The sequence below is a fragment of the Mycolicibacterium arcueilense genome (assembly GCF_058536225.1).
Genome location: NZ_JBZTYL010000034.1, coordinates 119,774 through 145,417, shown reverse-complemented (window position 1 = coordinate 145,417; position 25,644 = coordinate 119,774). Strand labels below are relative to the sequence as shown.

Annotated in this window: 24 protein-coding genes; 17 read left to right on the top strand and 7 right to left on the bottom strand. The window is 66.3% G+C overall.

Annotation, left to right across the window (positions count from 1 at the left end; translation table 11 throughout):
• Positions 1-21: 21 nt before the first annotated feature.
• Positions 22-504: a TspO/MBR family protein gene (locus AC4LGL_RS29305; RefSeq protein ID WP_491841805.1), complete on the top strand. Its 483-nt coding sequence runs from the start codon at positions 22-24 to the stop codon at positions 502-504.
• Between the two features lie 16 nt (positions 505-520).
• On the opposite strand, the gene menJ is transcribed toward AC4LGL_RS29305, so the two are convergent.
• Positions 521-1,741, bottom strand: coding sequence for a menaquinone reductase MenJ (menJ, locus tag AC4LGL_RS29300; protein ID WP_491841804.1), 1,221 nt, complete (start codon positions 1,739-1,741; stop codon positions 521-523).
• Positions 1,742-1,762: 21 nt separating this feature from the next.
• On the opposite strand from menJ, the gene grcC1 reads away from it, so the two are divergent.
• Both grcC1 and htpX read left to right on the top strand, forming a co-directional pair.
• Complete coding sequence (gene grcC1 / locus AC4LGL_RS29295) at positions 1,763-2,770, top strand: nonaprenyl/(2E,6E)-farnesyl/geranylgeranyl diphosphat synthase (protein WP_418008562.1); 1,008 nt, start codon at positions 1,763-1,765, stop codon at positions 2,768-2,770.
• A 74-nt stretch (positions 2,771-2,844) separates the two neighbouring features.
• On the top strand, positions 2,845-3,720 hold the full coding sequence (gene htpX, locus AC4LGL_RS29290; RefSeq protein WP_491841803.1) for a zinc metalloprotease HtpX: 876 nt from the start codon (positions 2,845-2,847) through the stop codon (positions 3,718-3,720).
• 338 nt (positions 3,721-4,058) lie between these two features.
• Here htpX and AC4LGL_RS29285 read toward each other — a convergent pair whose 3' ends face one another.
• Positions 4,059-6,224 (bottom strand): SulP family inorganic anion transporter, encoded by a 2,166-nt coding sequence (locus AC4LGL_RS29285; RefSeq protein ID WP_491841802.1) that lies wholly within the window; start codon positions 6,222-6,224, stop codon positions 4,059-4,061.
• 476 nt (positions 6,225-6,700) lie between these two features.
• Here AC4LGL_RS29285 and AC4LGL_RS29280 point away from each other — a divergent pair, with 476 nt between their 5' ends.
• The 4 genes from AC4LGL_RS29280 to AC4LGL_RS29265 all read left to right on the top strand — a co-directional run bounded on the left by AC4LGL_RS29280 (position 6,701) and on the right by AC4LGL_RS29265 (position 10,006).
• Complete coding sequence (locus tag AC4LGL_RS29280) at positions 6,701-7,474, top strand: response regulator transcription factor (protein ID WP_003883610.1); 774 nt, start codon at positions 6,701-6,703, stop codon at positions 7,472-7,474.
• A gap of 7 nt (positions 7,475-7,481) precedes the next feature.
• Positions 7,482-8,990 (top strand): sensor histidine kinase, encoded by a 1,509-nt coding sequence (locus tag AC4LGL_RS29275; protein WP_491841801.1) that lies wholly within the window; start codon positions 7,482-7,484, stop codon positions 8,988-8,990.
• A 128-nt stretch (positions 8,991-9,118) separates the two neighbouring features.
• On the top strand, positions 9,119-9,433 hold the full coding sequence (locus tag AC4LGL_RS29270; protein ID WP_491841800.1) for a hypothetical protein: 315 nt from the start codon (positions 9,119-9,121) through the stop codon (positions 9,431-9,433).
• Between the two features lie 57 nt (positions 9,434-9,490).
• The gene (locus tag AC4LGL_RS29265) at positions 9,491-10,006 is read left to right on the top strand and encodes a hypothetical protein (protein ID WP_491841799.1); all 516 of its coding nucleotides are present in this window, start codon (positions 9,491-9,493) and stop codon (positions 10,004-10,006) included.
• Between the two features lie 12 nt (positions 10,007-10,018).
• Here AC4LGL_RS29265 and AC4LGL_RS29260 read toward each other — a convergent pair whose 3' ends face one another.
• Both AC4LGL_RS29260 and AC4LGL_RS29255 read right to left on the bottom strand, forming a co-directional pair.
• Positions 10,019-11,458, bottom strand: coding sequence for an APC family permease (locus AC4LGL_RS29260; protein WP_491841798.1), 1,440 nt, complete (start codon positions 11,456-11,458; stop codon positions 10,019-10,021).
• A gap of 18 nt (positions 11,459-11,476) precedes the next feature.
• Complete coding sequence (locus tag AC4LGL_RS29255; protein ID WP_491841797.1) at positions 11,477-12,622, bottom strand: zinc-binding dehydrogenase; 1,146 nt, start codon at positions 12,620-12,622, stop codon at positions 11,477-11,479.
• A gap of 117 nt (positions 12,623-12,739) precedes the next feature.
• Between AC4LGL_RS29255 and AC4LGL_RS29250 the strand changes: the two genes are divergently transcribed.
• On the top strand, positions 12,740-13,369 hold the full coding sequence (locus AC4LGL_RS29250) for a helix-turn-helix domain-containing protein (protein ID WP_491841796.1): 630 nt from the start codon (positions 12,740-12,742) through the stop codon (positions 13,367-13,369).
• 53 nt (positions 13,370-13,422) lie between these two features.
• On the opposite strand, the gene AC4LGL_RS29245 is transcribed toward AC4LGL_RS29250, so the two are convergent.
• On the bottom strand, positions 13,423-14,448 hold the full coding sequence (locus tag AC4LGL_RS29245) for an NAD(P)H-dependent glycerol-3-phosphate dehydrogenase (protein ID WP_491841795.1): 1,026 nt from the start codon (positions 14,446-14,448) through the stop codon (positions 13,423-13,425).
• Positions 14,449-14,502: 54 nt separating this feature from the next.
• Entirely contained in the window at positions 14,503-15,723 is a 1,221-nt protein-coding gene (locus AC4LGL_RS29240; protein WP_491841850.1) for an MFS transporter, read from the bottom strand.
• Between the two features lie 101 nt (positions 15,724-15,824).
• On the opposite strand from AC4LGL_RS29240, the gene AC4LGL_RS29235 reads away from it, so the two are divergent.
• Positions 15,825-16,193 carry an ArsR/SmtB family transcription factor gene (locus tag AC4LGL_RS29235; RefSeq protein WP_491841794.1) on the top strand — a complete coding sequence of 123 codons (369 nt, stop codon included), beginning with the start codon at positions 15,825-15,827 and terminating at the stop codon, positions 16,191-16,193.
• Here AC4LGL_RS29235 and AC4LGL_RS29230 read toward each other — a convergent pair.
• On the bottom strand, positions 16,187-16,327 hold the full coding sequence (locus AC4LGL_RS29230; protein WP_491841793.1) for a hypothetical protein: 141 nt from the start codon (positions 16,325-16,327) through the stop codon (positions 16,187-16,189). The genes AC4LGL_RS29235 and AC4LGL_RS29230 overlap by 7 nt on opposite strands.
• A 342-nt stretch (positions 16,328-16,669) precedes the next feature.
• On the opposite strand from AC4LGL_RS29230, the gene AC4LGL_RS29225 reads away from it, so the two are divergent.
• Genes AC4LGL_RS29225 through AC4LGL_RS29190 form a run of 8 tightly spaced genes read left to right on the top strand, consistent with a single transcriptional unit; the run spans position 16,670 to position 25,634 of the window.
• Complete coding sequence (locus AC4LGL_RS29225) at positions 16,670-17,539, top strand: MlaE family ABC transporter permease (RefSeq protein WP_055110313.1); 870 nt, start codon at positions 16,670-16,672, stop codon at positions 17,537-17,539.
• Between the two features lies 1 nt (position 17,540).
• Positions 17,541-18,398: an ABC transporter permease gene (locus AC4LGL_RS29220; RefSeq protein ID WP_491841792.1), complete on the top strand. Its 858-nt coding sequence runs from the start codon at positions 17,541-17,543 to the stop codon at positions 18,396-18,398.
• Positions 18,399-19,892 (top strand): MlaD family protein, encoded by a 1,494-nt coding sequence (locus tag AC4LGL_RS29215; protein ID WP_491841791.1) that lies wholly within the window; start codon positions 18,399-18,401, stop codon positions 19,890-19,892.
• Positions 19,889-20,944, top strand: a complete 1,056-nt coding sequence (locus tag AC4LGL_RS29210) for an MlaD family protein (protein ID WP_491841790.1) — start codon at positions 19,889-19,891, stop codon at positions 20,942-20,944. The genes AC4LGL_RS29215 and AC4LGL_RS29210 overlap by 4 nt, the downstream gene beginning before the upstream one ends.
• Positions 20,937-22,010: an MlaD family protein gene (locus tag AC4LGL_RS29205; protein WP_491841789.1), complete on the top strand. Its 1,074-nt coding sequence runs from the start codon at positions 20,937-20,939 to the stop codon at positions 22,008-22,010. Before AC4LGL_RS29210 ends, AC4LGL_RS29205 begins: the two co-directional genes overlap by 8 nt.
• The gene (locus AC4LGL_RS29200) at positions 22,007-23,125 is read left to right on the top strand and encodes an MCE family protein (protein ID WP_491841788.1); all 1,119 of its coding nucleotides are present in this window, start codon (positions 22,007-22,009) and stop codon (positions 23,123-23,125) included. The genes AC4LGL_RS29205 and AC4LGL_RS29200 overlap by 4 nt, the downstream gene beginning before the upstream one ends.
• The gene (locus AC4LGL_RS29195; protein WP_491841787.1) at positions 23,122-24,387 is read left to right on the top strand and encodes an MCE family protein; all 1,266 of its coding nucleotides are present in this window, start codon (positions 23,122-23,124) and stop codon (positions 24,385-24,387) included. Before AC4LGL_RS29200 ends, AC4LGL_RS29195 begins: the two co-directional genes overlap by 4 nt.
• The gene (locus AC4LGL_RS29190; RefSeq protein WP_491841786.1) at positions 24,384-25,634 is read left to right on the top strand and encodes an MlaD family protein; all 1,251 of its coding nucleotides are present in this window, start codon (positions 24,384-24,386) and stop codon (positions 25,632-25,634) included. Before AC4LGL_RS29195 ends, AC4LGL_RS29190 begins: the two co-directional genes overlap by 4 nt.
• The last annotated feature ends 10 nt before the right edge of the window (positions 25,635-25,644 follow it).

Genomic DNA, 25,644 nt, shown 5'->3' with positions numbered 1-25,644 from the left:
AATCCGGGTATGTAGTCGCCCATGCGACCGATCACTCTGGCCAAGACGGCCACCGCGGCACTGACCACTGCGCTCGTCGGCGGCCTGGCCAGCCGGCCCGCCCAGTCCCATTGGTACGAGCAGCTGCGCAAGCCGTCCTTTCAGCCTCCGCGACAAGCCTTTCCGATCGTCTGGCCGATCCTGTACACCGGTATCGCGGTGGTGTCGGCCCGCACGATCGACCGGCTGCGCACCGAGGGCCGCCAGGACCAAGCTCGCGCCTACTCGGTCGCGCTAGCCGGCAATCTCGCCGTCAACGCCGCATGGTCATGGGTGTTCTTCTCGCAGCGCAGGCTCGGCGCCGCGGCCGTCACCGCCGCGGCACTGACCGCCAGTAGTGCGGATCTGACCCGTCGTGCGGTGCAGGCCCAGGGTGCCCCCGGCGCCATCCTCACGCCCTATCCGCTGTGGTGTGCCTTCGCGACCGCGCTGTCCACCCGGATCTGGATGCTCAACCGCGATTAGCCGAGATTGACGGCGATCAGCTGAACGGCTTGCGCTGATCCAGGCGACGCGATGCCAGACCCGCACCCCGCCACACCCGCGCGACCCAGTCGTCGTCCTCTTCGGTGACCAGGTTGCCCATCACCCGCACGGCGATGTTCATCAGGAACGACGAGCGGACCGCGAGCGGTCCGGAGGCCGGCAGGAACCGGGGCAGCGTGAGCAGCAGGGCCAGCCTTCGGGCGATCGAGAAGCCCTGGGCATAGTGGTCCTGCAACAGTGCCGGCCAGGCCTGTGAATAGTCGCCGGACCCCAACAGCTCGGCCGCCAACCGGCCGGTTTCCAGCCCGTAGTCGATGCCCTCGCCGTTGAGCGGGTTGATGCACGCTGCCGCATCGCCGACGAGCATCCAGTTGGGCCCGGCCACCCCGGACACCGCCCCGCCCATCGGCAGGAGCGCCGACAGCGCGGCCCGTGGCTCCCCGGAGAATCCCCATTCCTCGCGACGCAACTCGGTGTAATACGACAGCAGCGGCCGCAGAGCCGCGTGGGCGGGACGCTTGGCCGTCGCCAGGGCTCCCACACCGATGTTCACCTCACCGTTGCCCAGCGGGAAGATCCAGCCGTAGCCGGGGAGCACCTGGCCTTCCGGCGAGCGCAGCTCCAGATGCGAGGTGATCCACGGCTCGTCGGCGCGTGGCGTGGCGAGGTAGCCGCGGATAGCCGTGCCGTACACGGTTTCCTTGTGCCAGGTGCGGCCCAGCACGCGGCCCAGAGTGGAACGGGCTCCGTCGGCGACGATCAGATGGTTGCAGCCGATGGTGGCGCCGTCGTCGAGCTGCACAGATTCGACCCGTCCACGTGAGTCATAGTTGACTCCAACCACTTTGGCGCCCAAGCGCATCTTGGCGCCGTCGTCGGCGGCGACCGAGCGGATCCGGTCGTCGAGTTCGGTGCGCGGGACCGCACTCCCGGTGGACGGGAACGACGGCCCGGGCCACGCCACCTCGACGTCGGCGCCGAACCCCGACATCCGCAGGCCGTGGTGCCGGATCCGGGTGTCGAGCCACGGGCCCATGCCGAGACGTTCCAGTTCGGCAACGGCGCGCGGCGTGAGTCCGTCGCCGCAGGATTTGTCCCGGGGGAACTGTGCCGCGTCGACCACGAGCACGTCACGACCGGCTCGGGCCGCCCACGCGGCGGCCGCCGACCCGGCCGGTCCCGCGCCGACGACGACCACGTCTGACTTGATATCCATTGCTCCCAGTATGTTGGACGAATGAGGACACCAGCGACTGTGGTGGCAGGCGTTGATTTCGGGGACGCGGCGTTCGCCGCCGACGTCCGGGACAGCGTCGCCAGGATCGAACAACTGATGTCTGACGAGCTGGGCAAAGCCGACGAGCTCATGGCCGAGGCGGTCCAGCATCTGTTCCAGGCGGGTGGCAAGCGGTTCCGGCCGCTGTTCACCGTGCTCGCGGCGTCCCTGGGGCCTCGGCCCGACGATCCGGACGTCGCGATCGCCGGTGCGGTCATCGAGCTGGTGCACCTGGCGACGCTGTATCACGACGACGTCATGGACGAGGCCCAGATGCGGCGCGGGGCACCGAGTGCCAACGCCCGGTGGGGCAACAACATCGCGATCCTGGCGGGTGACTATCTGTTCGCCACGGCCTCGCGGCTGGTTTCCCGGCTGGGACCGGACGCCGTGCGTGTGATTGCTGACACATTCGCCCAATTGGTGACCGGTCAGATGCGTGAGACCCGCGGCGCGGCCGAGCATGCCGACTCCGTCGACCATTACCTCAAGGTGGTCTACGAGAAGACCGCCTGCCTGATCGCTGCATCGGGACGGTTCGGCGCGACGTTCTCTGGTGCCGATGCCGAGCAGGTCGAGCGGTTGCACCGGCTGGGCGGGATCGTGGGCACCGCGTTCCAGATCTCCGACGACATCATCGACATCGACAGCGATCCCGATGAATCGGGCAAGGTTCCGGGCACTGACCTGCGCGAAGGCGTGCACACCCTGCCGGTGCTGTACGCGCTGCGTGAGTCGGGGCCGGATTCGGACCGGCTGCGCGAGTTGCTGGCCACCCCCGTGGAGCGGGAAGAGGACGTGGCCGAGGCGCTTACCCTGCTGCGCCGGTCGACCGGGATGGCGCGCGCCAAGGAGACAGTGGCCGAGTACGCGACGCAGGCCCGTGACGAGCTGGCCAGCCTTCCGGCCGGGCCGGGGCGTGACGCGCTGGCCACTCTCGTGGACTACACGGTCAACCGTCACGGCTGATTCCGGAACCACGGACGGTAACTGAGCGTTTAATCAGCGATGGTTGCCGAGTAGTTGCCTAGGAGGAAACTGCGATGACGTGGAACCCGCACGCGAACCGAATCAAGACATTCCTGTTGCTGGTCGGTTTTTCGGCGCTGATTGTGTTCGTCGGTTCGTTGTTCGGCCGCAACGTGATGTACCTGGCGGTGCTGTTCGCCGTCGGCATGAACGTCTACGTGTACTTCAACAGCGACAAGATGGCGCTGCGCGCGATGCACGCCCAGCCGATCACCGAGGTGCAGGCGCCCGAGATCTACCGGATCGTCCGGGAGTTGGCCACCACGGCGCATCAGCCGATGCCGCGCCTATACATCTCCGACACCGCCAACCCGAACGCATTCGCCACCGGCCGCAACCCACGCAATGCCGCGGTGTGCTGTACCACCGGCATTCTGCAGCTCCTCAACGAGCGTGAGTTGCGTGCGGTTCTCGGGCATGAGCTCTCCCACGTCTACAACCGCGACATCCTGATCTCATGTGTGGCAGGCGCGATGGCGTCGGTGATCACCGCCCTGGCCAATATGGCCATGTTCGCGGGGATGTTCGGCGGTAACCGTGAGGGTACGAATCCGCTTGCCATGCTGCTGGTTTCGCTGCTGGGCCCGATCGCGGCCACGGTGGTGCGGATGGCGGTGTCCCGCCAGCGTGAGTACCAGGCCGACCAGTCCGGCGCCGAATTGACCGGTGATCCATTGGCATTGGCGTCGGCGTTGCGCAAGATCTCCGGTGGCGTCGAAGCGGCACCGCTGCCTCCGCAGCCCCAGTTGGCCGATCAGGCGCACCTGATGATCGCCAGCCCGTTCCGGGCCGGTGAGCGGATCGGCAAGCTGTTCTCGACGCACCCGCCGATCGACGACCGCATCCGCCGCCTGGAGGACATGGCCGGCCGCGGCCCCGGTCACTACTGATCCATTTCACCTCCTTTTCTTCGCGAGCGTGCGTGTCTGCTGCCCGACACGCCGCTCGCGGTTCTTTCTGTCGGCGCTTGGCGCACGCTCGCGCGGCGCGAGTGTGCGACGTGAGATCGCCACCGGCGGGGCACGGCCGTCCACGCGCCGGGCGCCGAAGTTGGTTCGGGATGCTCTCCCAGCTCAAGGTGCCCGCCAGGACCGTCAAGAGCTTTGACGAAGTTGCCGAGGACATCTCACCCAGACAGAACACCGCGAGCGTGCGTGAACTGCTGCCGAAATCCGGTGTGTCGGGCAGCAGACACGCACGCTCGCGGTGCCAGGGGAAGGGAACCTACCTACGCAGCGTCGGCCAGGGTCTCGATGTGGGTGGGCGTCACCCGCAGCACGCCGGCGCTGGCGATGTCGTAGAACAGGCCGATGACGTTGACGCGGCGGGCCAGTGGGTGGGCTTGCAGCGTCTGCACCTGCACGGCGATGTTCACCATCGACAGCTGATCGACCATGCCGAAGCCGGCCTCCGCCGCTGACTGCGCCACCGGGTGACGGCCGTCGTCGAACGCCTCGATCGACGGATTGCCATGGGCCAGCCAGGATTCCAGATGCTTGTCGCCTGCGTCGGTCTTGCCGAGCATCGCGGTCATCGCGCCGCAGCTGGAGTGTCCGCACACCACGATCGAGCTGACCTCGAGCTTGTCGACGGCGAACGCGATGGCCGCCTCGATCGACGCGTCGGCTTGGCCGGCGGGGATCATGTTGCCGACGTTGCGCACGGTGAACAGATCGCCCGGCCCGCTGCTGGTGATGACGTTGGGCACCACCCGCGAATCGGCGCAGGTGAGGAACAGCGTCTCAGGCCGCTGGGCGTGCACCAGTTCCTGCATGTGCGGGCGCAGCACCGGGGCGGTGCGACGGTGGTAGGCGGCCAGGCCGTGCAGGACTGACGACATCTCCTCGCGCTGCCACGAGCTCCACGGCACCACACCGGAACGCTTGTCGAACGGCGTGAAGCCACGCATCGGCGGCCCGGCCACCGCGCTGGCCATCTCGACGGCGCCGACATCGTGGATGTCGACCGAGCCGCCGGTGGCCACGTGCTGACGCTGCCACTCTTCGATCGTCTCGTGCGCGGCGTGGTCGATGAAGTCGACCGACAGTTCCACGGTGACCGACGAACCTGTCGGCACCTTGCCCAGGGCGCTGGTGAGTGTCGGAAGGGACAGGAAGGTGCACGAGCCTTCGATGGCGACGCGCCAGGTGTTCTCGCCCGTGGGTTCGGACACGATGTTGGTACGCACCACCCGCCACACGGTCAGTGCGACGGCCAGCGCGAGGCCGATCAGCACACCTTCGAGCAGGTTGAGGAACACCACACCGGCTGCCGTGACGGCGTACACCGCGAGATCTCCTGTGCGCCGGGCAGTTTCGATGTGCGCGCGCTTGACCAGCTGGCAGCCGATGACGATCAGGAGGCCGGCGAGTGCGGCGGTCGGGATCATCTGGGCCAAACCGGCGAACGGCACCGCGAAGATCAGGATCCAGACGCCGTGCAGGATGGCCGAGGCGCGGGTGCGGGCGCCGGCGGCGACGTTGGTGGAGCTGCGCACGATCACGCCGGTGACGGGCAGACCGCCGATGGCGCCCGAGACCATGTTGGCCGTGCCCTGGCCGATCATCTCGCGGTCGAAGTTGGTGCGCGGTCCGGTGTGCATGCGATCGACCGACACGGCAGACAGCAGGCTCTCGACGCTGGCGATCAACGCGATGGTGAGGACGCCGGCGGCGAACGCGCCCCAGTTGCCCTCGGGCAGGCTGGGCAGCGCCAGCGCGTCCAGCAGGGAGCCGTTGATCTGAATGCGGGTGACGTCACCGAACGTCGGCAGCAACGACAGTGCGGTGACGCCGACGATGGCCACCAGCGGTCCGGGGACCTTCTTCACTGCGGTGGGCATCCAGCGCCATCCCACGAGGATCGCGATCACCAGTGCGCCCAGGATGACGCCGTGGCCGTGAGCGTTGATCAGCTGACCTGGCAGTTCGGCCACATTCGCCCAGGCGGAGCTGTTGGAGCTGCCGCCGAGCAGCACGTGGATCTGTTGCAGCGCGATGGTGATGCCGATGCCGGCCAGCATTGCGTGCACCACGACGGGGGAGATGGCCAGTGCGGCGCGTGCCACTCGGCTCAGTCCGAAGACGATCTGGAGCACGCCGGCGCACAGGGTGATGGCGCAGGTGACGGCCCAGCCGAATTGCGAGATGAGCCCGGCGACCACCACGGTGAGGCCCGCCGCGGGGCCACTGACCTGCAGCGGGGACCCGCCGAGGGCGCCGGCGAGGATGCCGCCGACGATCGCGGCGATGATGCCGGCGAGTACCGGAGCGCCAGAGGCCACAGCGATGCCCAGGGACAACGGCAGGGCGACCAGGAACACCACCAGCGAGGCGGGTAGGTCGTATCGCAGAACGGCCCGGGCCCGTTCTGCGAAATCAGTCGTTTGCTGCATTGCACTCCTCAGTGTGGAGATGGTCATGCGCGGACCCGCCTGGTTGCAGGTCCGCGCAAAGTTATTGACGCCGTTGTCGGTGAACAACTTCGAAAGGTGTTGGAGCACAGCGCGACACACGCCGGGCTGGGTTCAGATGTAGCTCGGCAACACCCAATTACTAAGGGCGAGACTATTTATCGCTGTGAGCAGGCGCAAGGAAGTTTGTGCCATGCATAGAGAACCCAAATGTTTCATTGGTGTGTCATTTGGTGAATATGACTGGTGTGCAGGGAAAACCGTTTGACGCATCAGTGGTGCGGCACCAAGTGTTCACCAAATTGTTTCGAAAAGATATGCATTGCAGCGAATCTCGGTTGGATCACCATTTCATATGAAGGTGATGTGAGTCATAGGGACCGGTGGGTGAACGGCATTCCCTTAGAACTCCATATGAACTCCGTGACAACGGTCTGTGTACTCCGCACAATGGAAATATGACGACGATGTCCGTTTCCCCCCGTGCCCAGCAACCGCGCCAGGCCATCCTCGGACAGTTGCCGAAGATCCATCGCGCCGACGGGTCTGCGATTCGCGTACTGCTGGTCGACGATGAGCCGGCGCTGACCAACCTGGTGAAGATGGCCCTGCACTACGAGGGCTGGGAGGTCGACGTGGCCCACAACGGCCATGATGCCGTGGCCAAGTTCGACGAGATCGAACCTGACGTCGTGGTCCTCGACATCATGTTGCCCGATATCGACGGGTTGCAGATTCTGCAGCGGGTCCGTGAGGCCGACGGCTACACGCCCACGCTGTTCCTGACCGCCAGGGATTCGGTGCTTGACCGGGTATCCGGCCTGACCGCGGGTGCCGACGACTACATGACCAAGCCGTTCAGCCTCGAGGAGCTGGTGGCCCGGCTGCGTGGGTTGCTGCGCCGCTCCAGTCACACCACACCGCCGGCCGACGAGACCCTCAAGGTCGGCGACATGGTGCTCGACGGAGCCAGCCGCGAGGTGACCCGTGGCGGTGAGCCGATCAACCTCACCGTGACGGAGTTCGAGCTGCTGCGCTACCTGATGCGGAATCCGCGCCGCGCGCTGAGCCGTGCCGAGATCCTCGACCGGGTGTGGAACTACGGGTTCGGCGGAAAGTCGAGCATCGTCGACCTCTACATCTCCTACCTGCGCAAAAAGGTCGATACCGACCGCGAACCGATGATCCATACCGTGCGTGGCGTCGGCTACATGCTGCGCCCGGCCTCGTGACCCACTGATGCCGCCCAGGCGTTGGGGGCCGCGCTCACTGCGCCGGCAATTGGTACTGGGCGTCAGTGCGCTCGTCACCGTGGTGCTGTTCGCCGTCGGCGCGTTGTCCGTGTACAGCTTGCACACCTATGTGACAACGATGAGCGATACCGAGGTGTCGCGGTCGTTGGCAGCGTTCAGCCATTCCCTCGAGAAGTGGCGGGAAAGTCGGACCGACCACGAGCTCGCGTCCGACACCGAGGCGCTCACGGCGTTCGTCGGGCAGGCTCCGGGCAACCTGATCGCGGTGCTGCACGACGGCGAGGTGATCCAGTCGGCGGTGTTCTCCGACGGTGAGCCGCACCCGGCGGCGGCAGCGGTGACCGCTGCGCTCGACCAGTACGACTGGAGCGACGAGCAGCCCCGCACGGTGAAGCTTCCGGTGCTGGGCTCCTATCGATTGGCCAGTCTGCCTGCGGGTAACGGCGACATGCTGGTCTCCGGGGTGTCGCTGGACAGCGCCAACATGGTGATCGCGCGCAAGACGGTGACCGTCGGGGTGATGATCGTCATCGCCCTGATCGTCACTGCGTTGGGCACGGTCGCGGTGGTGCGTTATGCGCTGCGGCCGTTGAGCCGGGTGGCGGCCACCGCGGCCAAGGTGGCGAAATTGCCGTTGGACGGTGGAGACCACCGCATCACGACACGGGTGCGGGACAAGGACACCGATCCGGACACCGAGGTCGGCCTGGTGGGGGACACACTCAACCAGCTGTTGGCGAATGTCGACAGCGCGCTGGCCGCGCTGGCCGATTCCGACCGGCGCACGCGGCAGTTCCTCACCGATGCCAGCCACGAATTGCGCACGCCACTCGCGGCGATCCAGGGCTATGCCGAGCTCACCCGGCAGGACAGCGCAAACCTGCCGCCGACCACCGAATATGCCCTGGCCCGCATCGAGGCCGAGGCGCGGCGGATGACCGGGCTGGTCAGCGACCTGCTGCTGTTGTCGCGGTTGAGTGAAGGTCAGGAACTGGAGACCGACGACATCGACCTGAGCGATCTGGTGGTGGACGCGATCAACGACGTGGCGGTGGGCGCACCCGAGCATCACTGGGTGGCCGAACTGCCCGACGATCCGTTGTGGGTGCGCGGAGACCTGGCCCGGCTGCACCAGGTGATCAGCAATCTGTTGACGAACGCCCGGATACACACACCGCCCGGTGTGACGGTCACCATTGCATTGACCGAGGCCGGAGAATTCGCCGAATTGACGGTCGTCGATGACGGCCCCGGAATTGATGCAGAATTGTTGCCGAATCTTTTTGGCCGGTTTGTCAGGGCGGACAAATCACGGTCGCGGGAATTGGGTAGTACCGGGTTGGGGCTGGCTATCGTGGCCTCGATCATCGAGGCCCACCAGGGCACCGTCGCGGTCGACTCAAGGCCTGGTCACACGGTATTTACTGTGCGGCTCCCGCTCGCCGCCGACGTCGCGCCGGAGACGCTTGCCGCCCATGCAAAAAATATGAATTAGCCCTGAATATTCTTTGACGGCCGAGCCGTATGCAGTAATTCGTATGTGTTCAATATGAGTTGATGGACCCTGGTGAAATGGCTCTTTAGGCTGGAACTACCTCAGCAAGAGAAAGGCCAGGTAATTCAATGATGAACATCTGGAAAACTGTTGCCATCGCCTCCGTGGGAGCCGGTCTGGCATTGGGCGCGCTGGCAGCCCCGGCCGCCGCTGCGCCGGGTGGCACAGGGTCGGCCCAGCAGACCATCAAGCAGCTGGAGGACGAGGGCTACCGCGTCATCCTGTCCCGCGTCGGCAGTGGGTCGATCAGTGACTGCAACGTCAAGGCGGTCCGTCCCGGCCGCGACATCACCGAACTCAAGGCCGCGCCGCGGGGCAACACCGAGGAGCGCGTCCGCTACACGACGGTCTACGTCGACCTCGCCTGCGGGCAGGGCAAGTAGCCCCAGCCCCGCCCCGGAGCGGTGGACCGTCCACTCGCCCCAGGTTAGGGTGGCGGCGTGCTGAGCAGAGTGGTGATTGGCCTGGTGAGCGCCGCGGGAGCGGCGGTGATGAGCGTGCCAGGGGTCGCGCAAGCTGAGCCGGAGCCCGCGCCGGCCGCCCCGAACGTCAACGCGTACGCACCGGTCAAGACCTCCGAATACGCGGTGATGGACAAGACCTGGTACGCGTTCAGGGTCCCCGACGGCATCACCTGCGTGATTCAGCGCAACGGTAGCTACGGCTGCAGCGGACCGATCCCGGCCGCGCCCAACGGGGCCAACCTGGTCAGCGGCGGGCCGGGAGTACCCGGGTTCGCCAGTTCGCCGGCCCCGGTCTTCGCCGTCGTCGAGAACCCCAAGCCGTTGCCGCCGAATTCGCGGCTCAGCTATCAGACGGTGAGCTGCGGCACCGACGGGGTGACCACCTCATGCATCGACGGGCGCAATCAGGCGGGTTTCGTGATCAGCCCGGCGGGCAGCTTCGTCATCGGTGAGCAGGAGTCGGACTTCAAGCCCACCTTCCAGATCGGCTGAGCCCCCGACGCGTCAGCCGATTCCTTCGAGCGTTTCCATGTCGCTGGTACCGATCCTTGCGATCACTTCCGGTGACCGACGGCTCAGGATCCAGTACCAGGCCAGCGCGGCGGCAACCGTCGCCAGGAACAGCCACGGGATCACGTTGAGCGGGTAGGCCGGCACCGGATACACGTTGGCGTAGAACACATATGCCATTGATCCGATGGCCAGCGCGGCGGCCGGCCAGACCAGCGGAACACGGACTTTGATACTGCGCAGGAAGACGACGGCCGCGATCGCGGCGGCCGCGTAGGCGACCATGTAGCCGTAGGTTCCGTAGGTGTCCACCCAGGTCACGACGTTCATCGCGTCGACGCCCACCAGGTACAGGACCACGGGCACCGCGATCACCAGCGGGCTGACCGAGATCAGCGCGCGGTGCGGGGTCAGGTGCGTCGGGTGGGTCCGGCCGATCGCCGACGGAACCACACCCTCCTTGCCCATCACGTAGAGGATGCGGCCGATGACGTTCATCGGCGCGACCACGACGGCGAAGAACGATGCGGCGATACCGAAGTTGAGGATCGGGTTGAACCAGCCCGGCATGCCGACCAGGGTTGCGAGATCGTTGAGCGGCTGGGCGGATTCGCCTAGGTCGGGGCCCAGCGCGGCCACCTGGGTGTAGGCGGCGAAGACATACAGCACACCCACGCCGGCGGCGCTCCACATGATGGCCCGCGGCACCGCGCGGTAGGGATCTTTGGCCTCGCGGGCCAAGGCGTCGGCGCTGGAGAACCCGACGAAGCCCAGGATCGCCAACACCATGCCCACCGCGATACCCGACGGCTTGGCGCCACTCAGGTCGAACTGGTCGGCATCGAAAGCGTTCGCCCCCAGGTGCACCAGGGTGAAGACCAGCAGCAGGGTGATGATCGACACCGAAACCAGTTCCAGCACAAGCGAAACCCGAGCGGACAGCCGGATGCCGCGGATGGTGAACAAAGTGGCCAGCACACCGAGGATGGCGGCGAGGACGATCTGCGCAGCCACCCCGTGGACCGGAATACCGAGTTGGTTCAGCAGGGTGGCGGTGTAGGCCACCGAGCCGCTCAGTGAACCCGCGGCGATCCCGAAGCATCCGATGATCAGGCTGACGCCGGTCAGGTAGGCGCCGAACGGCCCCAGCGCGGTCGCGGCATAGCTGTAGAGCGAGCCCGCACTCGAGCGGCGCTTCGCGAACTGCGAGATGCAGTAGCCCACCGAAAGGATGACGACGGTGGCCAGCGCGAACGAGACCCAGGTGCCGTTACTGGCGGTGGTGTAGATGGCGGCAGCGGTGAATGCGATGACGGCGCTGGGTGCGATGTTGGCGATGGCCTGCGCGGCCAGTTCGCCGCCGCCCATCACCCCGCGGCGCAGGCCCGCGTCCCCGGTCGGGGTCTCGGCCCGGGTCTGGAGATCTTCAGTCACTTGGGATCTCGATTCTTCTCAGGCGTTCGGGACGAGGAGTTGGCGCAGAGCGTGGCCGGCGGCCAGATCATCGAGGGCGGCCGCGGCTTCGGCCAGGGGCCGCCGGGCGGAGATCATCGAGGCCAGGTCGAGGTTGCCCGCCATCACCTCGTCGACCAGCTGCGGGATGTCGCGCTCCGGCACCGCCGAGCCGTAATTGGAGCCCAGGATCCGTTGATCGGCCTCGGCCAGTGCAAGCGGGTCGAAGCTGGCCCGCTCGCCGGCCGGCGGCAGGCCCACGATGACCGCGGCTCCGCCGAGGCCCAGTGCCGCGATGGCCTGCTCGGTGGTGGCGATCTTGCCGATGGCGTCGAAGATGTAGTCGTATCCGTCGGGCAGTATCTCACGCAGGGCTGCCACAACGTCCTCGACCGTCGAGGCGTCGACGGTGTCGGTGGCACCGAGTTTGCGTGCCAGGTCGAGCTTTTCGGCGACGACGTCCACTGCCACGATGCGTGAGGCGCCGGCCAGCCTGGCGCCCTGGACGCAGGCCAGGCCCACTCCGCCGCAGCCGATCACCGCGACGGTCGAATCAGGTTGTACGCCTGCGGTATTGCGCACCGCGCCCACTCCGGTGGCGATCGCACAGCCCACGATCGCGATGTCTTCCAGTGGCGCATCCTTGCGGACCTTGATCGCGCCGCTGCGGGGGACCACGACCTGCTCGGCGTAGGAGGACACCCCGAGGTAGTGGTGGATCTGGCCGCGCTCGTTGGACAGCCGGGTGGTTCCGTCGTACAGGGTGCCGCCGGTGGCCACGACCGACGCCACCAGTGCGCACTGGGCCGGACGGCCGGCCTGGCAGGCGCGGCATTCACCGCAGCCGGGCACCCAGCTGAGCACCACATGGTCGCCGGGTTCGAGGTCGTCGACGCCGGGGCCGACCGCGGTGACCACGCCGGATCCTTCGTGTCCCAGCACCACCGGCGCCGGGACGTCCCAGGCTCCGGTAGTGACGTGCAGGTCGGAGTGGCAGACGCCGGCCGCGGCGATCCGGACCCGCACCTCGCCGGGGCCGGGCGCAGCGAGATCGACGCGCTCGATGCTGATGGTTCCGTTGCCGTCGAGGACGGCGGCCTGGATGCGCGTCGACTCGCTGTTGGGCTCGGTTGCAGGTGCAGACACCGCGTGCCTTTCTGTGCTTCGGAGGGGCACCGCCACGTGTAGGGTTCAATGCCATAAAACGATGGATGTGTTTTACACCACTAAACGAATGGGCGTCAACAGGAAGGGGGAGGTTCAGTGGCGGACGGAGGCCAGACCGGCACGGAGACCGGGATGGGACGGGCCGGGGCACGGCTGCGTGAGTTCCGCGGTCAGCGCGGATTGAGCCTGACCGAGGTGGCCGCCCGGGCCGAGGTGACCAAGGGCTTCCTGAGCCTGGCCGAGCGGGGGATGACCAATGTGTCGGTCCCGGTGCTGATGCGCATCTGCGACGCCTTGGAGATCGGCATCGGCGAACTGTTCGAGTACCCCTCGGCGCCGGTGGTGCGCAGCGGGGCCGGCGCGCCGCTGGAGATGGGCGGACACGGGGTCAGGGAGGAGTTACTGACCCCGAAGTCCGAACACCATGTGCAGGTGATGCACACCATCATGCGGCCGGGCGGTGGTTCGGGCGGGGCCTACCGACTCGACGCCGCAACGATTTTCGTCTACGTGCTCAAGGGCGGGCTCAGTATCACCGTCGAGGGCCAGACCACCTTGCTCGACACCGGCGACAGCATGACCTTCGGGGCGACCCAACTGCATGACTGGCACAACCCGACCGACGACGAGGCCGAGGTGCTCTGGACCATCGCCCCACCGGTCGGGGCCGAGGACTTCCGCGCCGCCGTGCGCGGCGTCGAACCCGGTTCCGCGAAAGCGACGTAGAGGTCGTCGTCAGCGACGCTGAGCGACCACGGCGTCACTCTCGGCGCAGAAAATCAGAACCCCGAGCCGTGCACCTCGTGGCCGGGCTTCTCGACCATCAACCCGTAGTAGGCGTCCTCGACCTTCGCGCCGTGGTTGATCACCGCGTCGACCTCGCGGGCGATGGGCATGTTGAGCCCGTACTTGTCGGCGAACTCCATGATCACGCTGGCTGCCTTGACGCCCTCGGCGACCTGATTCATCGACGCGATGATCGCGTCGATGGACTTGCCCGATCCCAGTTGTTCGCCGACATGGCGGTTGCGACTGCGCTGGCTGGTGCAGGTGACGATGAGGTCTCCCATGCCGGCCAGGCCGGCGAATGTGTCGCGCTGGCCGCCGACGGCCTCGCCCAGTTTGGCCATCTCTCGCACCGCGCGGGCCATCACCATCGCGCGGGTGTTCTCGCCGATGCCCAGTGAGTAGCCCATGCCGACGGCGATGGCGTAGACGTTCTTGAGGGCCCCGGCCATCTCCACGCCCACCACGTCGTCGGTGGTGTAGGTGCGAAAACGCTTGGTGCGGAACAACTGTGCCAGGTTCGCGGCCAGATGTTGGTCGGGCATGGCCAGCACTGCGGCGGCGGCATAGCCCTCGGCGACCTCGCGGGCGATGTTCGGCCCGGCCAGGATGCCGGCCGGATGCCCGGGCAGCACCTCGTCGACGATCTCGCTCATTCGCATGTTGGTGCCCTGTTCCAGGCCTTTGACCAGGGAGACCACCGGCACCCACGGACGCAGTTCCCGGGCCAGCTCGGTGAGGACCCCGCGGAAGCCGTGGGACGGGACGCCCATCACGATCACATCGGCGCAGTTGGCCGCCTCGTTGAAATCGTTGGTGGCCTTGAGGCTTTCGGGCAAAACCACCTCGTTGCCCAGGTAACGCGAGTTGCGGTGGTTGTCGTTGATGTCCTCGGCGGTCTCCGCCGAGCGCACCCACTGCAGCGTCGGCCCGCGCCGGGCACAGATGGAGGCGACGGTGGTGCCCCAAGACCCGCCGCCGAGGACGACGACGTTCGGTTCGCGTTGCGCTGGTGCCATGGCGATCAGCGTATTGCCGAGACCCGGTTGCTGAGCGCAAGTTGTCGAACTGGGTCAGCCGGTGGCGGTTCTGCGTCGGCTCAGCGTGCCGATGATCGCGGCCGTCAGGCATGCCGTCGACACCGCGCCGGCGAACCACGGGAAGACGGTGGCCAGGTCCCAGCGGGTGGCGGCCCAGCCGGCCAGCAGGGTCGGGACGGCCATGGCGGTGTAGGCCAGCAGGTAGAACGCGGACATGGTTTCGCCGCGCTGATCGGCCGGGACGACATGGGACAGGTGCCGCAGCGATCCGCCGAACCCGAGCCCGAACGTCGCACCGAGCATTGCTGCCGCGACGAACACCAGGGGCCAGGAGTGGGTGAGCAGCACCGGAATGGTCAGCATCAGGGCGACCGCCATGCCGATGTCGCCGATGATCGCGGAACGGTGTGCCGGGATGCGCGTGGCGGCCAGTTGGGCCATCGCTGCGGAGAACGCGGTGATGGCCACGACTCCGCCGCCGAACACCAGGTTCTCGATGTGGGTCTGGTGGGCGGCCAGCGACGGATACAGCGACAGCAGTACGCCCAGGACCGACCACGACGCCATGGCGCCGAGTGCGGCGAACCAGAAGTCTGATCGAATTTCCTTGGCCACAGCGGGTTTCGAGACCCGGATGGGGCCGGGGGAGCGGGTGGTGTGGGTTTCGCGCAGCGCCAGCACGCCGACGCCGACGAGCACGCAGATCACCGCGACGACGGCGTACGGGGTGCGCAGCGGGTGCGGGGCGTACTGCGCGAGGACGGCGGAGCCGATGATCGCCACCGTCATGCCGATGTTGAAGGCGACGCCGCTGAGTTGTCCCGAGCGCACACTGCGGTGCGGGCGCAGGTCCAGTAGCGCGGCGGCGGCGACCACCACGATCGAACCGATGGCCGCGCCGTGGATGGTGCGGGCCAGCAGGAGCAGGGCCATGTTGTCGGCGACCAGGAACACGCCGAGTCCGATGAGCATGGCGATCAGGGCGCCGACGAGCACAGGCTTGCGGCCGATCACGTCGGAGATGCGGCCGGAGATGAGGACGGCGGCCAGCGCAGCCAGCGCGTACACCGCGAAGATGACCGTGGTGGCCAGCGGCGTGAGATGCCAGGCGGTTTCGTAGATTCCGTACAGGGGTGCCGGCAGGCCCGAGACTCCCAGTGCCACGCCGCTGAAGATGAGCAGCAGTGGATAGGCCCAGCGTTGGCCCTGCTCGACCTCCCGCCCGAGGACGTTCTCCGCCGAAATCCGCGCCATCGCCACTCCCCGTCCGGTAGGTTCGATATTCATCGAACCCGGCCGAGCCTACGCTGGGTTTGACGTTCATCAAACTTATTTCTGGCGGCGGGGGGACACGCATGGCAGATGCTCCGACGGTCGAGGCGCCGTGTCGGGTGGGCACGTTGCCGCAGTTGCTGGCAGCTCTGCAGGATCCTGTGCGGCTCGAGATGGTGCGTCGTCTACACGACGCCGGCGAGCCGGTGAAATGCGCGGCGCTCTATGACGGCATCAACAAGTCGACGGCCACCCACCACTTCAACATCCTGCGCGACGCCGGCCTCACCGAACGGGTGATCAGTGAGGGTCACGTCTATCAGCAGTTGCGCGCGCATGACGTGGACGCCGCCATGCCCGGTCTGCTGTCCGCGATCGTGGCGCAAGCGAACCGGGAATCCGGCGCGGACGAGATGTTGCGAAACCCGACTGACATCGCGCGTAGTCAGTAGACTTCGGCGCGGGCGGTGAGCCGGCCGACGCGGCCCCGTCGTCGGCAAAAATCCGACAGCTTTTCCACAGTTTCGACACGATCGGCAAAGTTAATGGCCATACCGGGCACGGATTCCGTGGTGAGTTCGTCCATGCGGCACGAACCCTCCGCCGGTCAGAGCGCGGCACTTGCGCCGGCGTCAATGTTGATCACCCTCGCAACCGCCTGAATGCACTGTATTTACACGTAATACGGGAAGTGACAAGGCATCGCCCGCCCGTTCGAGCGGTGCTGGCTACGCGATGGTGGCGGCGGGTGGTTTGCCGGAAATTGATGAGCCCATCTCGCTAAGTGAATGATAATTCGGCAAAACGTTGACGGGGATCGAGTCTCGACGTTACGGTGCCATCCAATGCGAGTTATTCGGCCGAGAGCGGCCGTACCTCGGTTTGGGGAGGGTTGATCTTTGCTGGTTCTGCTGCTTAATGAGAGAGGATGACGGCGCCGCCTGAGAGCGTTTCTGATGGGGTCGAACCGGAGCGGGGAATCGACGCCATCGAGAATTGGGCCACCGGTTACGCCCGGCGTCATCCGCTGGCGTCGCTCGCCACGGTCGGGGACCAGTTCGTGCTCGGCGTCCGCACCGTCCAGATCCTGTTCCTCGACCTTGTGACGGGCCGCTTCCAGTGGCAGGAGTTCATTCGGCAGGGCGCGTTCATGGCCGGCACCGCCGTGCTGCCCACCGTGCTGGTGGCCCTGCCGATCGGCGTCACCCTCTCGATCCAGTTCGCGCTCTTGGCCGGCCAGGTCGGCGCGACCTCACTGGCCGGTGCGGCCAGTGGCCTGGCGGTGATCCGGCAGGCCGCCTCACTGGTCGCAGCTGTTCTCATGGCCGCCGCGGTGGGGTCGGCGATCACCGCCGACCTGGGTTCGCGGACCATGCGTGAGGAAACCGATGCCATGGAGGTCATGGGTGTCTCGGTGATTCAGCGGTTGGTCGTGCCGCGTTTCGTCGCCGCGATCATGATCGGCGTGGCGCTGACCGGGGTCGTGTGCTTCGTCGGCTTCCTGGCCAGCTTCCTGTTCAACGTCTACTTCCAGAACGGTGCGCCCGGCAGCTTCGTGGCGACCTTCGCCTCGTTCGCCACCACCGGCGACATGATCGTGGCTCTGGTGAAGGCGGTGATCTTCGGTGCCATCGTCGCGGTGGTGTCGTGTCAGAAGGGGTTGTCGACCAAAGGTGGGCCCACCGGTGTGGCGAACTCAGTGAATGCGGCGGTAGTGGAATCGATTCTGTTGCTGATGGTGGTCAACGTGGCGATAAGCCAGCTCTACATCATGTTGTTCCCCCGGGTCGGGCTGTGACGTGACGGCCTCGACATTCGTCCCACCGCTACTGGCGCCGTGGGTCCGGCTCTACCGGCGGGCTTCCCAGCCGGTGATGCGGCTGGGCCACATGATGGTGTTCTTCGTCCGGGCACTGACAGCGGTACCGATCGTGCTGCGCCACTACCGCAGTGAATTCGTCCGGCTGCTCTCCGACATCGCCTGGGGCAACGGCTCACTCGTGGTCGGCGGCGGCACCATCGGGGTCGCGGTCGTACTGGGCATCACCATGGGTGCACTCGTCGGTATCGAGGGCTACAACTTTCTCGATCTGCTCGGGCTCGGTCCGGCCACCGGCATCATCTCGTCGTTGGTGAACACCCGCGAGCTGGCGCCCATCGCGGCGTCGCTGGCCTTCGCCACGCAAGCCGGTTGCCGATTCACCGCGCAGCTGGGGTCGATGCGCATCGCCGAGGAGATCGACGCGCTCGATTCCATCGCGATCCGACCGATCCCGTATCTGGTCACCACGCGGCTGATGGCTGCGGTGATCGCCGTGATCCCGCTCTACGCGCTCTGCCTTGCGGTCAGCTATCTGACCACCCAGGTGGTGGTCTTCCTGATCAGCGGCGGCTCGACCGGTTCCTACATGCATTACTTCACCCTCATGCTGTCCGGGCAGGACATCCTCTACTCGGTGCTGAAGGCGGTCATCTTCGTGTGGATCGCCTCCACGGTGCAGTGCTACTACGGGTTCTACGCCTCGGGCGGACCGGTAGGAGTGGGCGTGGCCGCCGGTCACGCCATGCGCGCCAGCATCACCGTGGTGGTCATCGTCAACATGCTGCTCACCATGGCGCTGTGGACGGTCGATTCAGGAGCGAGGTTCGGCGGCTAGATGGGTAACTCGCTGGAAATGGATGGTCGGGGCCCGTCCGACCGTCAGCTGCTCGGCTGTGGCGCCGCGGTACTCGTTGTGGCAGCGCTGGTTTCGACGTTCCTTCTGGTGAAGGCCACCGGGAAGCTGGACGACCGGGTGCCGGTGGTGGCCGCGCTGGTCAACGTCGGCGACGGCTTGCCGCAGCGCTCCGACGTGAAGTATCACGGCGTACTCGTCGGGATGGTCGACGATGTCGTCCCGGCCGCCAACGGCGATCCCAACTTCGTCCACATCGATCTCAAACCCGAGTACGCCGGTTCCATCCCGAACACGGTGACCGCACGGGTGGTGCCCAGCAATGTCTTCGCGGTGTCGTCGGTGCAACTCGTCGATAGAGGTCCGGGCGCCCCAATTTCTGCGGGCGCCCAAATCCCGGAGGACACCGAGCTTCCCACGGTGCTGTTCCAGACCACGATCAGCAAGCTGCGCGATGTGCTTGCCGCGACGGGTCGTGGCCGTGAGGACAAGACAGTGGGCATCCTGGCCGCGGTGAATGCCGCGACCGAGAACCGTCGTAACGAATTGCTCACCAGCGGAGCGCAATTGAACCGGTTGATCGATCAACTCGATGCGGTGGTGGCGACCGAGCCCGGCGACACCACGGTGTCCGCCCTGATCGATGCGACCCACGGGTTGCAACAGACCGCGCCGGATCTGCTCGACGCCCTGCACAAGGCCGTGGAGCCGATGCGCACGCTGGTCGAGCAACGCTCGCAGCTGAACACGATGATCAACGGCGGGATCAACACCGTGGGTACCACGCACACCGCGCTGGACAACCATACCGATCAACTGGTCAAGACCACGTCGAACCTGACCCCGGTACTGGGCGTGCTGGCGGACACCTCGAACAACTGGGTGCCGGCCTTCGTCAAGCTCAACCAGCTGTCGGGCAAGTTCTTCGACCACGTGTGGATGCCCGAGAACGACTTCGGCAACATGCGGGTGAACCTCTCGCTGACACCGAGCTACGCCTACACCCGTGCCGACTGCCCGCAGTACTCCGGGCTCAAGGGCCCCAGTTGCTTCACCGCTCCTCTGGTGCCGACCCGCCCGTCGCTGCCGGATGTGTTGCTGCCGGAGAACTATCAACCGCCTGCGGATCTGATGCCGCCGCCGGGAACGGCGTTGGGCGCCAACGGGAATCTCGTCGCGGTCGGCCCGCCGTTGGTCAACCCGAACCCCGATCTGTCGGATCCGAATCCGCCGCTTCCACCGTGGATGCCACCGGCCGGGCCGGTGCCGGGGACGGCGAACCCCGCACTCGTGCCGACGCCGCCTCCGCCGGTGCCGCTGTCGCCGGTCGCGCCGGTGGCCCCGCGGCCGCCCGGTTCACCGCCGGCGGCATCGGTGCCCGGATCGGCTCCCGCACCCGGTGCCGCGCCCGCACCGGACGGTCCGCTGCTGCCCGCCGAGGCGCCGCAACCAGTTTCAGGAGAGGGAGGCCGATGAAGTACCGCGGTGCAATGATCGGCCTGTCGCTGTTCATGGTGGTCGCGCTCGGGTTGACGTGGCTGGTCTACGTCACGCTGCGCCGTGATGTGGCCGGCAAGACGGTGCCCTACGCCGCACTGTTCTCCGACGTGTTCGGCCTGCGCGAGGGAGACGACGTCCGGATGGCCGGGGTGCGGGTCGGGCGCGTCGAGAAGATCGAACTGCAGGGCGCGTTGGCCAAGGTGTCGTTTGTGGTGCAGGACAACCAGCCGATGTACGGCCGGACGGTCGCCTCGGTGACCTACCAGAACATCGTCGGGCAGCGGTATCTCGGGCTGTCGCTGGGAAATCTCGGTGATCCGGGCCCACTTCCGGCCGGCAGCACGATCCCGGTCGATCAGACCGATCCGTCGTTCGATGTCGGGGCCCTGCTCAACGGCTACGAGCCGCTGTTCAGCGTGCTCAATCCCCGGGACGCCGACAATCTCACCAAAGGCGTGATCGCCTCGCTGCAGGGCGACAACGCCTCGATCGTCGCCCTCGTCGACCAGACCTCGCAGTTGACCGATTCCTTCGCCGGCCGGGATCAGGAACTCGGAGAGGTGATCAACAACTTGAACGCGGTGGCCAAGAACCTGGCCCAGCACAACGACAGCCTGGACGAGGTGATCACCCAAACCCGGGGCATGGTCGCCACATTCGATGCCCGCCGGCCCGAGATGGTGGACTCTCTGGGTTCGATCTCCAAGGTGGTGCAGCAACTGTCGTCCATCAGCGATCAGGTGTACCCGTCGCTGAACGAACTTGTGACCCGGCAGCCCGGTTTCGCCGCACACATGGTGGGGATCGAACCGCAACTGGCATTCACCGGCGCCAATCTGCCCTTGCTGCTCAAGGGTTTCGCGCGGATGACCAACGAGGGTGCCTACGCCACCACCTACGCATGCGATCTGAACGCAACGGGATTCTTCCCTGGCCTCAACGACGTCACACCGATCATCGTCGACGCGGCCACCCCGGGGAACAAGGCGCAGTACACCCCGAAGTGCAGGAACATGGCCAATGGTTGATCAGCTGACGAAGAGCGAGAATCCGACGGCGCCGAAGAAGCCGAAGAAGAAGCGGCGTCCTCTGGAGAGCTACAACCGGACGTGGCTCGGGATCATGGCGATCGCTGTGGTGTCCGTGCTGATCGGGGCGATGCTGATCGTCAAGGTGGCCGATGTCGGCTACCGGCAGTACACCGCGCGGTTCCAGCAGGCTGCTGCGCTCAAGGCCGGCAACCCGATCACCGTCGCCGGCATGCCGGTGGGCGAGGTGAGGAGCATGAAGCTGGCCGGTGACCACGTAGAGGCCAAGCTCAAGGTGCGCGACGATGTTCCGCTCGGACAGGACTCCCGGGCCGTCATCAAGATCACCACGATCCTGGGGTCCCGCTATCTGGCCCTGCAGCCCGCAGGCACGGGTTCCTTGCCCGACAACACCTTTGACCTCACCCACACCGAGGTGCCCTACGACCTGCAGGAGGCGCTGGGGGACGTCACCACCACCTTCGAACAGGTCGACTCCGACAAGTTCGCGCAGACACTGGGCATCCTCGGAAAGCAGATGGAGGGTCTGCCGGAGGTGGTGCCCAAGGCACTGGAGAACACCCACACGCTGGCGACCATCATCGCCGACCGACGCGACCAACTGGGCTCCCTGCTGGAGACCACGGATCTGGTCGGTAACACGCTGCGCCGCCAGCAGGCCACGATCGGCAACCTGGTCAACCAGGGCAACGACCTGGTCGGCGAGTTCGTCATGCGCCGGGCCTCATTTCAGGCCATGCTCGCGGCCCTGACCAACCTGGTCCAGACCCTGACCGGCATCGTGATCGACGACCGGCCGCAGCTCGAACAGCTGCTCACCAACCTCCGCGACCTGTCCAACATGCTGGGGCAGCATGACGATCTGCTGCGCAGCACACTGCAATCCGGGCCGGTGGCCCTGCGCGGGCTCGCCAACGCCACCGGCAACGGCAACGCCGGGGAGATGCACGTCGGCAACGGGCTGCTGATCGACTCCTGGATGTGTGCGATCAGCGGCCGGGCCAAGCAGTTCAACATGATCCAGTACTACAAGGACTGCCAATGAGCGTGTTCAGGAGCAAGATCGCCGCGCTGTGCGTGGCCGGTGCCGTGCTGGTCGCGGCGGTGGCAGGCGCGGGCTGGTGGTTTCTGAAAAATCGGACCGACACCATCACCGTGACGGCCCAATTCGACAGTGCTGCAGGTCTTTACGAGGGAAATACGGTCGCGGTGCTCGGCATGCAGGTGGGTCAGGTCACCAAGATCACGCCGAAGGGCAATTACGTCGAGGTCGAGTTCACCGTCGACAAGGACGTTTCGGTCCCGGCCGATGCGCAGGCGGTCACCATCTCCAACTCGATCCTCACCGACCGCCAGATCGAGCTGACCCCGGCCTACCACGGTGGGGCGACGCTGCAGAATCACGACACGATCGGCCTGAACCGAACCAAGACACCCGTCGAGTTCGCCCGGGTGCTCGACGTGTTGGACAAGTTGTCCTCGTCGCTGAAGGGCGACGGCAAGGGCAACGGACCGCTGGCCGACGTCGTCAACGCCAGTGCGGCGATCGCCGACGGCAACGGGCAGCAGATGAAGGACGCCCTCGGTGAACTGTCAGACGCGTTGCGGCTCAGTTCGGATCGCGGAGCGGTGACCCGCGACCAGCTCACCACGATTGTGCGGAACTTGAGCTCGTTGTTCGAAGCCGCCTCCCGCAACGACGCCACGTTGCGGGAATTCGGTTCGTCGGTGCGGCAACTCAGCCAGATCCTGGCCGACGAGAACTTCGGCAGCGGCACGACCGGCAAGAAGATCAACGAGGTGATCACCCAGGTGGGCGAGGTGCTGCAGACCCACCGCGATGAGGTGAAACAGATCGTCCTCAACGGCAATACCGCGCTGACCACGACGGTGGACCAGCGGCGTGATCTCGCGGAGTTCCTCGATCTGGCCCCGTTGACGCTGGACAACATCTACAACATCGTCGACCAGAACAACGGCTCGGCGCGGGCGCACGTCCTCGTGGACAAGGTGCTGTTCGACTCGCAGACCGTCAAAGAGGTCTGCAACATGATGGGACTGCGGCAGCTCGGCTGCAGCACCGGAACGGTGCAGGACTTCGGTCCCGACTTCGGGCTTTCCTACATGCTCGACGGCATGGCGGCGATGGGGCAGCGATGAAACGACCGTGGCGTAAATACGTTCTGCCCGTGGTGATGACGGCATGTCTGACCGTCTCGGGATGCGCGTCCGAAGGCCTGGCCAGCCTGCCGTTGCCGGCTCCCGGTGTCGGCTCCGGTGGCTACCGGCTGACCGCGGTGTTCTCGAACGCCTTGAATCTGCCGGCCAATGCCAAGGTGAAGTTGGCCGGTGCCGACGTGGGTGAACTCGAGTCGATGGTGGCCAAGGACTACACCGCCGTGACGACCCTGCGCATCATGGACGGGGTCCGGCTGCCCCATGGCACCACCGCCGAATTGCGTTCGGCGACACCGCTGGGCGACGTGTTCGTCTCGGTCAGGCCGCCGAGCCCGGTCGACACGAACGCTCCGTTGCTCAAGGACGGCGACACCATCGGTCTGGACGACACCCGCGCCGCCGCGACAGTGGAATCACTGCTGGGCTCGGCGGCGATCCTGGTCAACGGTGGTGCCGTACGCAATTTCACCAACATCATCAACGGGATGGGCAAGGCCACCGGTGATCAGGGTCAGGCGTTCGGCAATCTGATCGCCAAGACGAACCACACGCTGGGCACCCTGAACGCGCGCTCCGACCAGCTTTCGACCGCCATGACCGAGACCTCGCGGCTGTTGAAGCAGATCGACGACAAGAACCAGACCGTCAGCGAGTTGATGGATGCGGCCGGGCCGGCCACCGACACGCTGGCCGAGCACACCACTCAGATCGCCGATCTGATCACCCAGATCGGCGACACCTCTGCGCAATTGCGCAAGTTCCCGTCGATCGCGGGCACGGACACCAGCGGGCGCAGCGTGATCGCCGATGCCAACAGGGTGGCGGGCGCGTGGAACGATGTGGCGCTGTCCCCGGACGCCTCGCTGTACGCGCTCAACCGGCTGATGCCGCCACTGGTGAAAGCGACGTCCGGCAGCGGGCTTTCGGTGCGCGCCAGCATCGACCGGCTGGTTCTCGGATCGATTCCCGATATCGGGTTCGGTGGTGATCCGGGATTGCACGGTCCCAAGCGTTACAACTGGCATCAGCTGGTCGGCTCACTGCAGTACACGTTGTTGCGGCTGCAGGAGCGGGTCGTCGGTCGTGGCCCGTCGGTGCCGCAGATGCCGGTGATTCCCAGCCCGACCGAACCCGGTGAGATCGTCCCGGCACCCGCGGCTCCTCCGGAGCCACCCCCGGGCGCGCCGCCGGTTGCTCCCGCTGAGACACCGGCGCCGGTGCCGGCAGCGGAGGTGCCGCGATGATCAACGCACTGGCCGACTTCGTCGTCGGCGTGGTCCGGGCCGGGTATCGGCGTCGCGCCTGGCTTTCGGCCGGGGCGCTGGTGATGACGCTGGTGGTGGCCGGCGCCTACCTGATGATCGGAGCACTGCGGGTCAAGCCGTTGGACTCGAGCTACCGCATCACCATCGAGCTGCCGGAATCCGCCGGCCTGCTGCCCAATCAGGACGTCACGTTGCGCGGCGTGCGGGTGGGGCGGGTGGAGCGACTCAACATCACACCCGCCGGGGTCAACGCCGTCGTCAAAGTGAACTCGGCGGTCTCCATCCCGAAGTCGAGCGATGTCCGGGTGTCCGGATTGTCCCCGGCCGGTGAGCAGTACATCGATTTCGCGGCGAACACGGCAGACGGCCCGTTCCTCTCCGACGGCAGTGTGATCGGTCTGGGCAAGGCCACGGTGCCGGTCAGCCTGGCCCAGTTGCTCGCCGACGCCGACGGTGCGCTGGCCCAGGTCGATACCGGCAAGCTGGAAGTGATCCGCCGGGAACTGAGCATGTCGCAGGCCGGTCCGCGCAAGCTGGCCGACGTCATCGACGGCGGCACATTCCTGTTGTCCACCCTGGATTCGGTGCTACCCGAGACGGTCAGCGTGCTGCGCAACAGTCGCGTGGTGTTCAACCTGATGTCGGAGAAGAATGCCGGGATCGCAGTGGCGTCGGACAACCTCGACTCGACGTTCGACGGGATCAACAAGATGCGCGACGGCTACCGCCGGCTGACGAATCAGACCCCGGGAGCGTTGAACTCGGTCGACAACCTGTTCACCGACAACTCCGACACAATGGTGCAGCTGCTCGGAAGCCTCGCCAGCACTTCGCAATTGCTGTATCTGCGGGTGCCGGCCTTGAATGCACTGTTCCCGAACTACCGCACCTCGGTGCTCGATGCGCTGGGCAGCGTCATGCACGACAACGGGCTGTGGGCAACGGCTGACATCTATCCGCGCTATACGTGTGACTACGGGACACCGCGCCGGCCACCGGCGTCGGCCGACTACCCGGAGCCCTACATGTACACGTATTGTCGCGACGACCACCCCGGTGTCCTGGTTCGTGGCGCCAAGAATGCGCCGCGTCCGGCAGGTGACGACACCGCGGGCCCGCCGCCCGGGGCCGACCTCGGGCGCACCACCGATCCGACACCGAAGGGGCGCTACACCATTCCCACGCCCTACGGCGGCCCGACCCTGCCGATCGAACCGCCCCGCTAATCCACCCAAC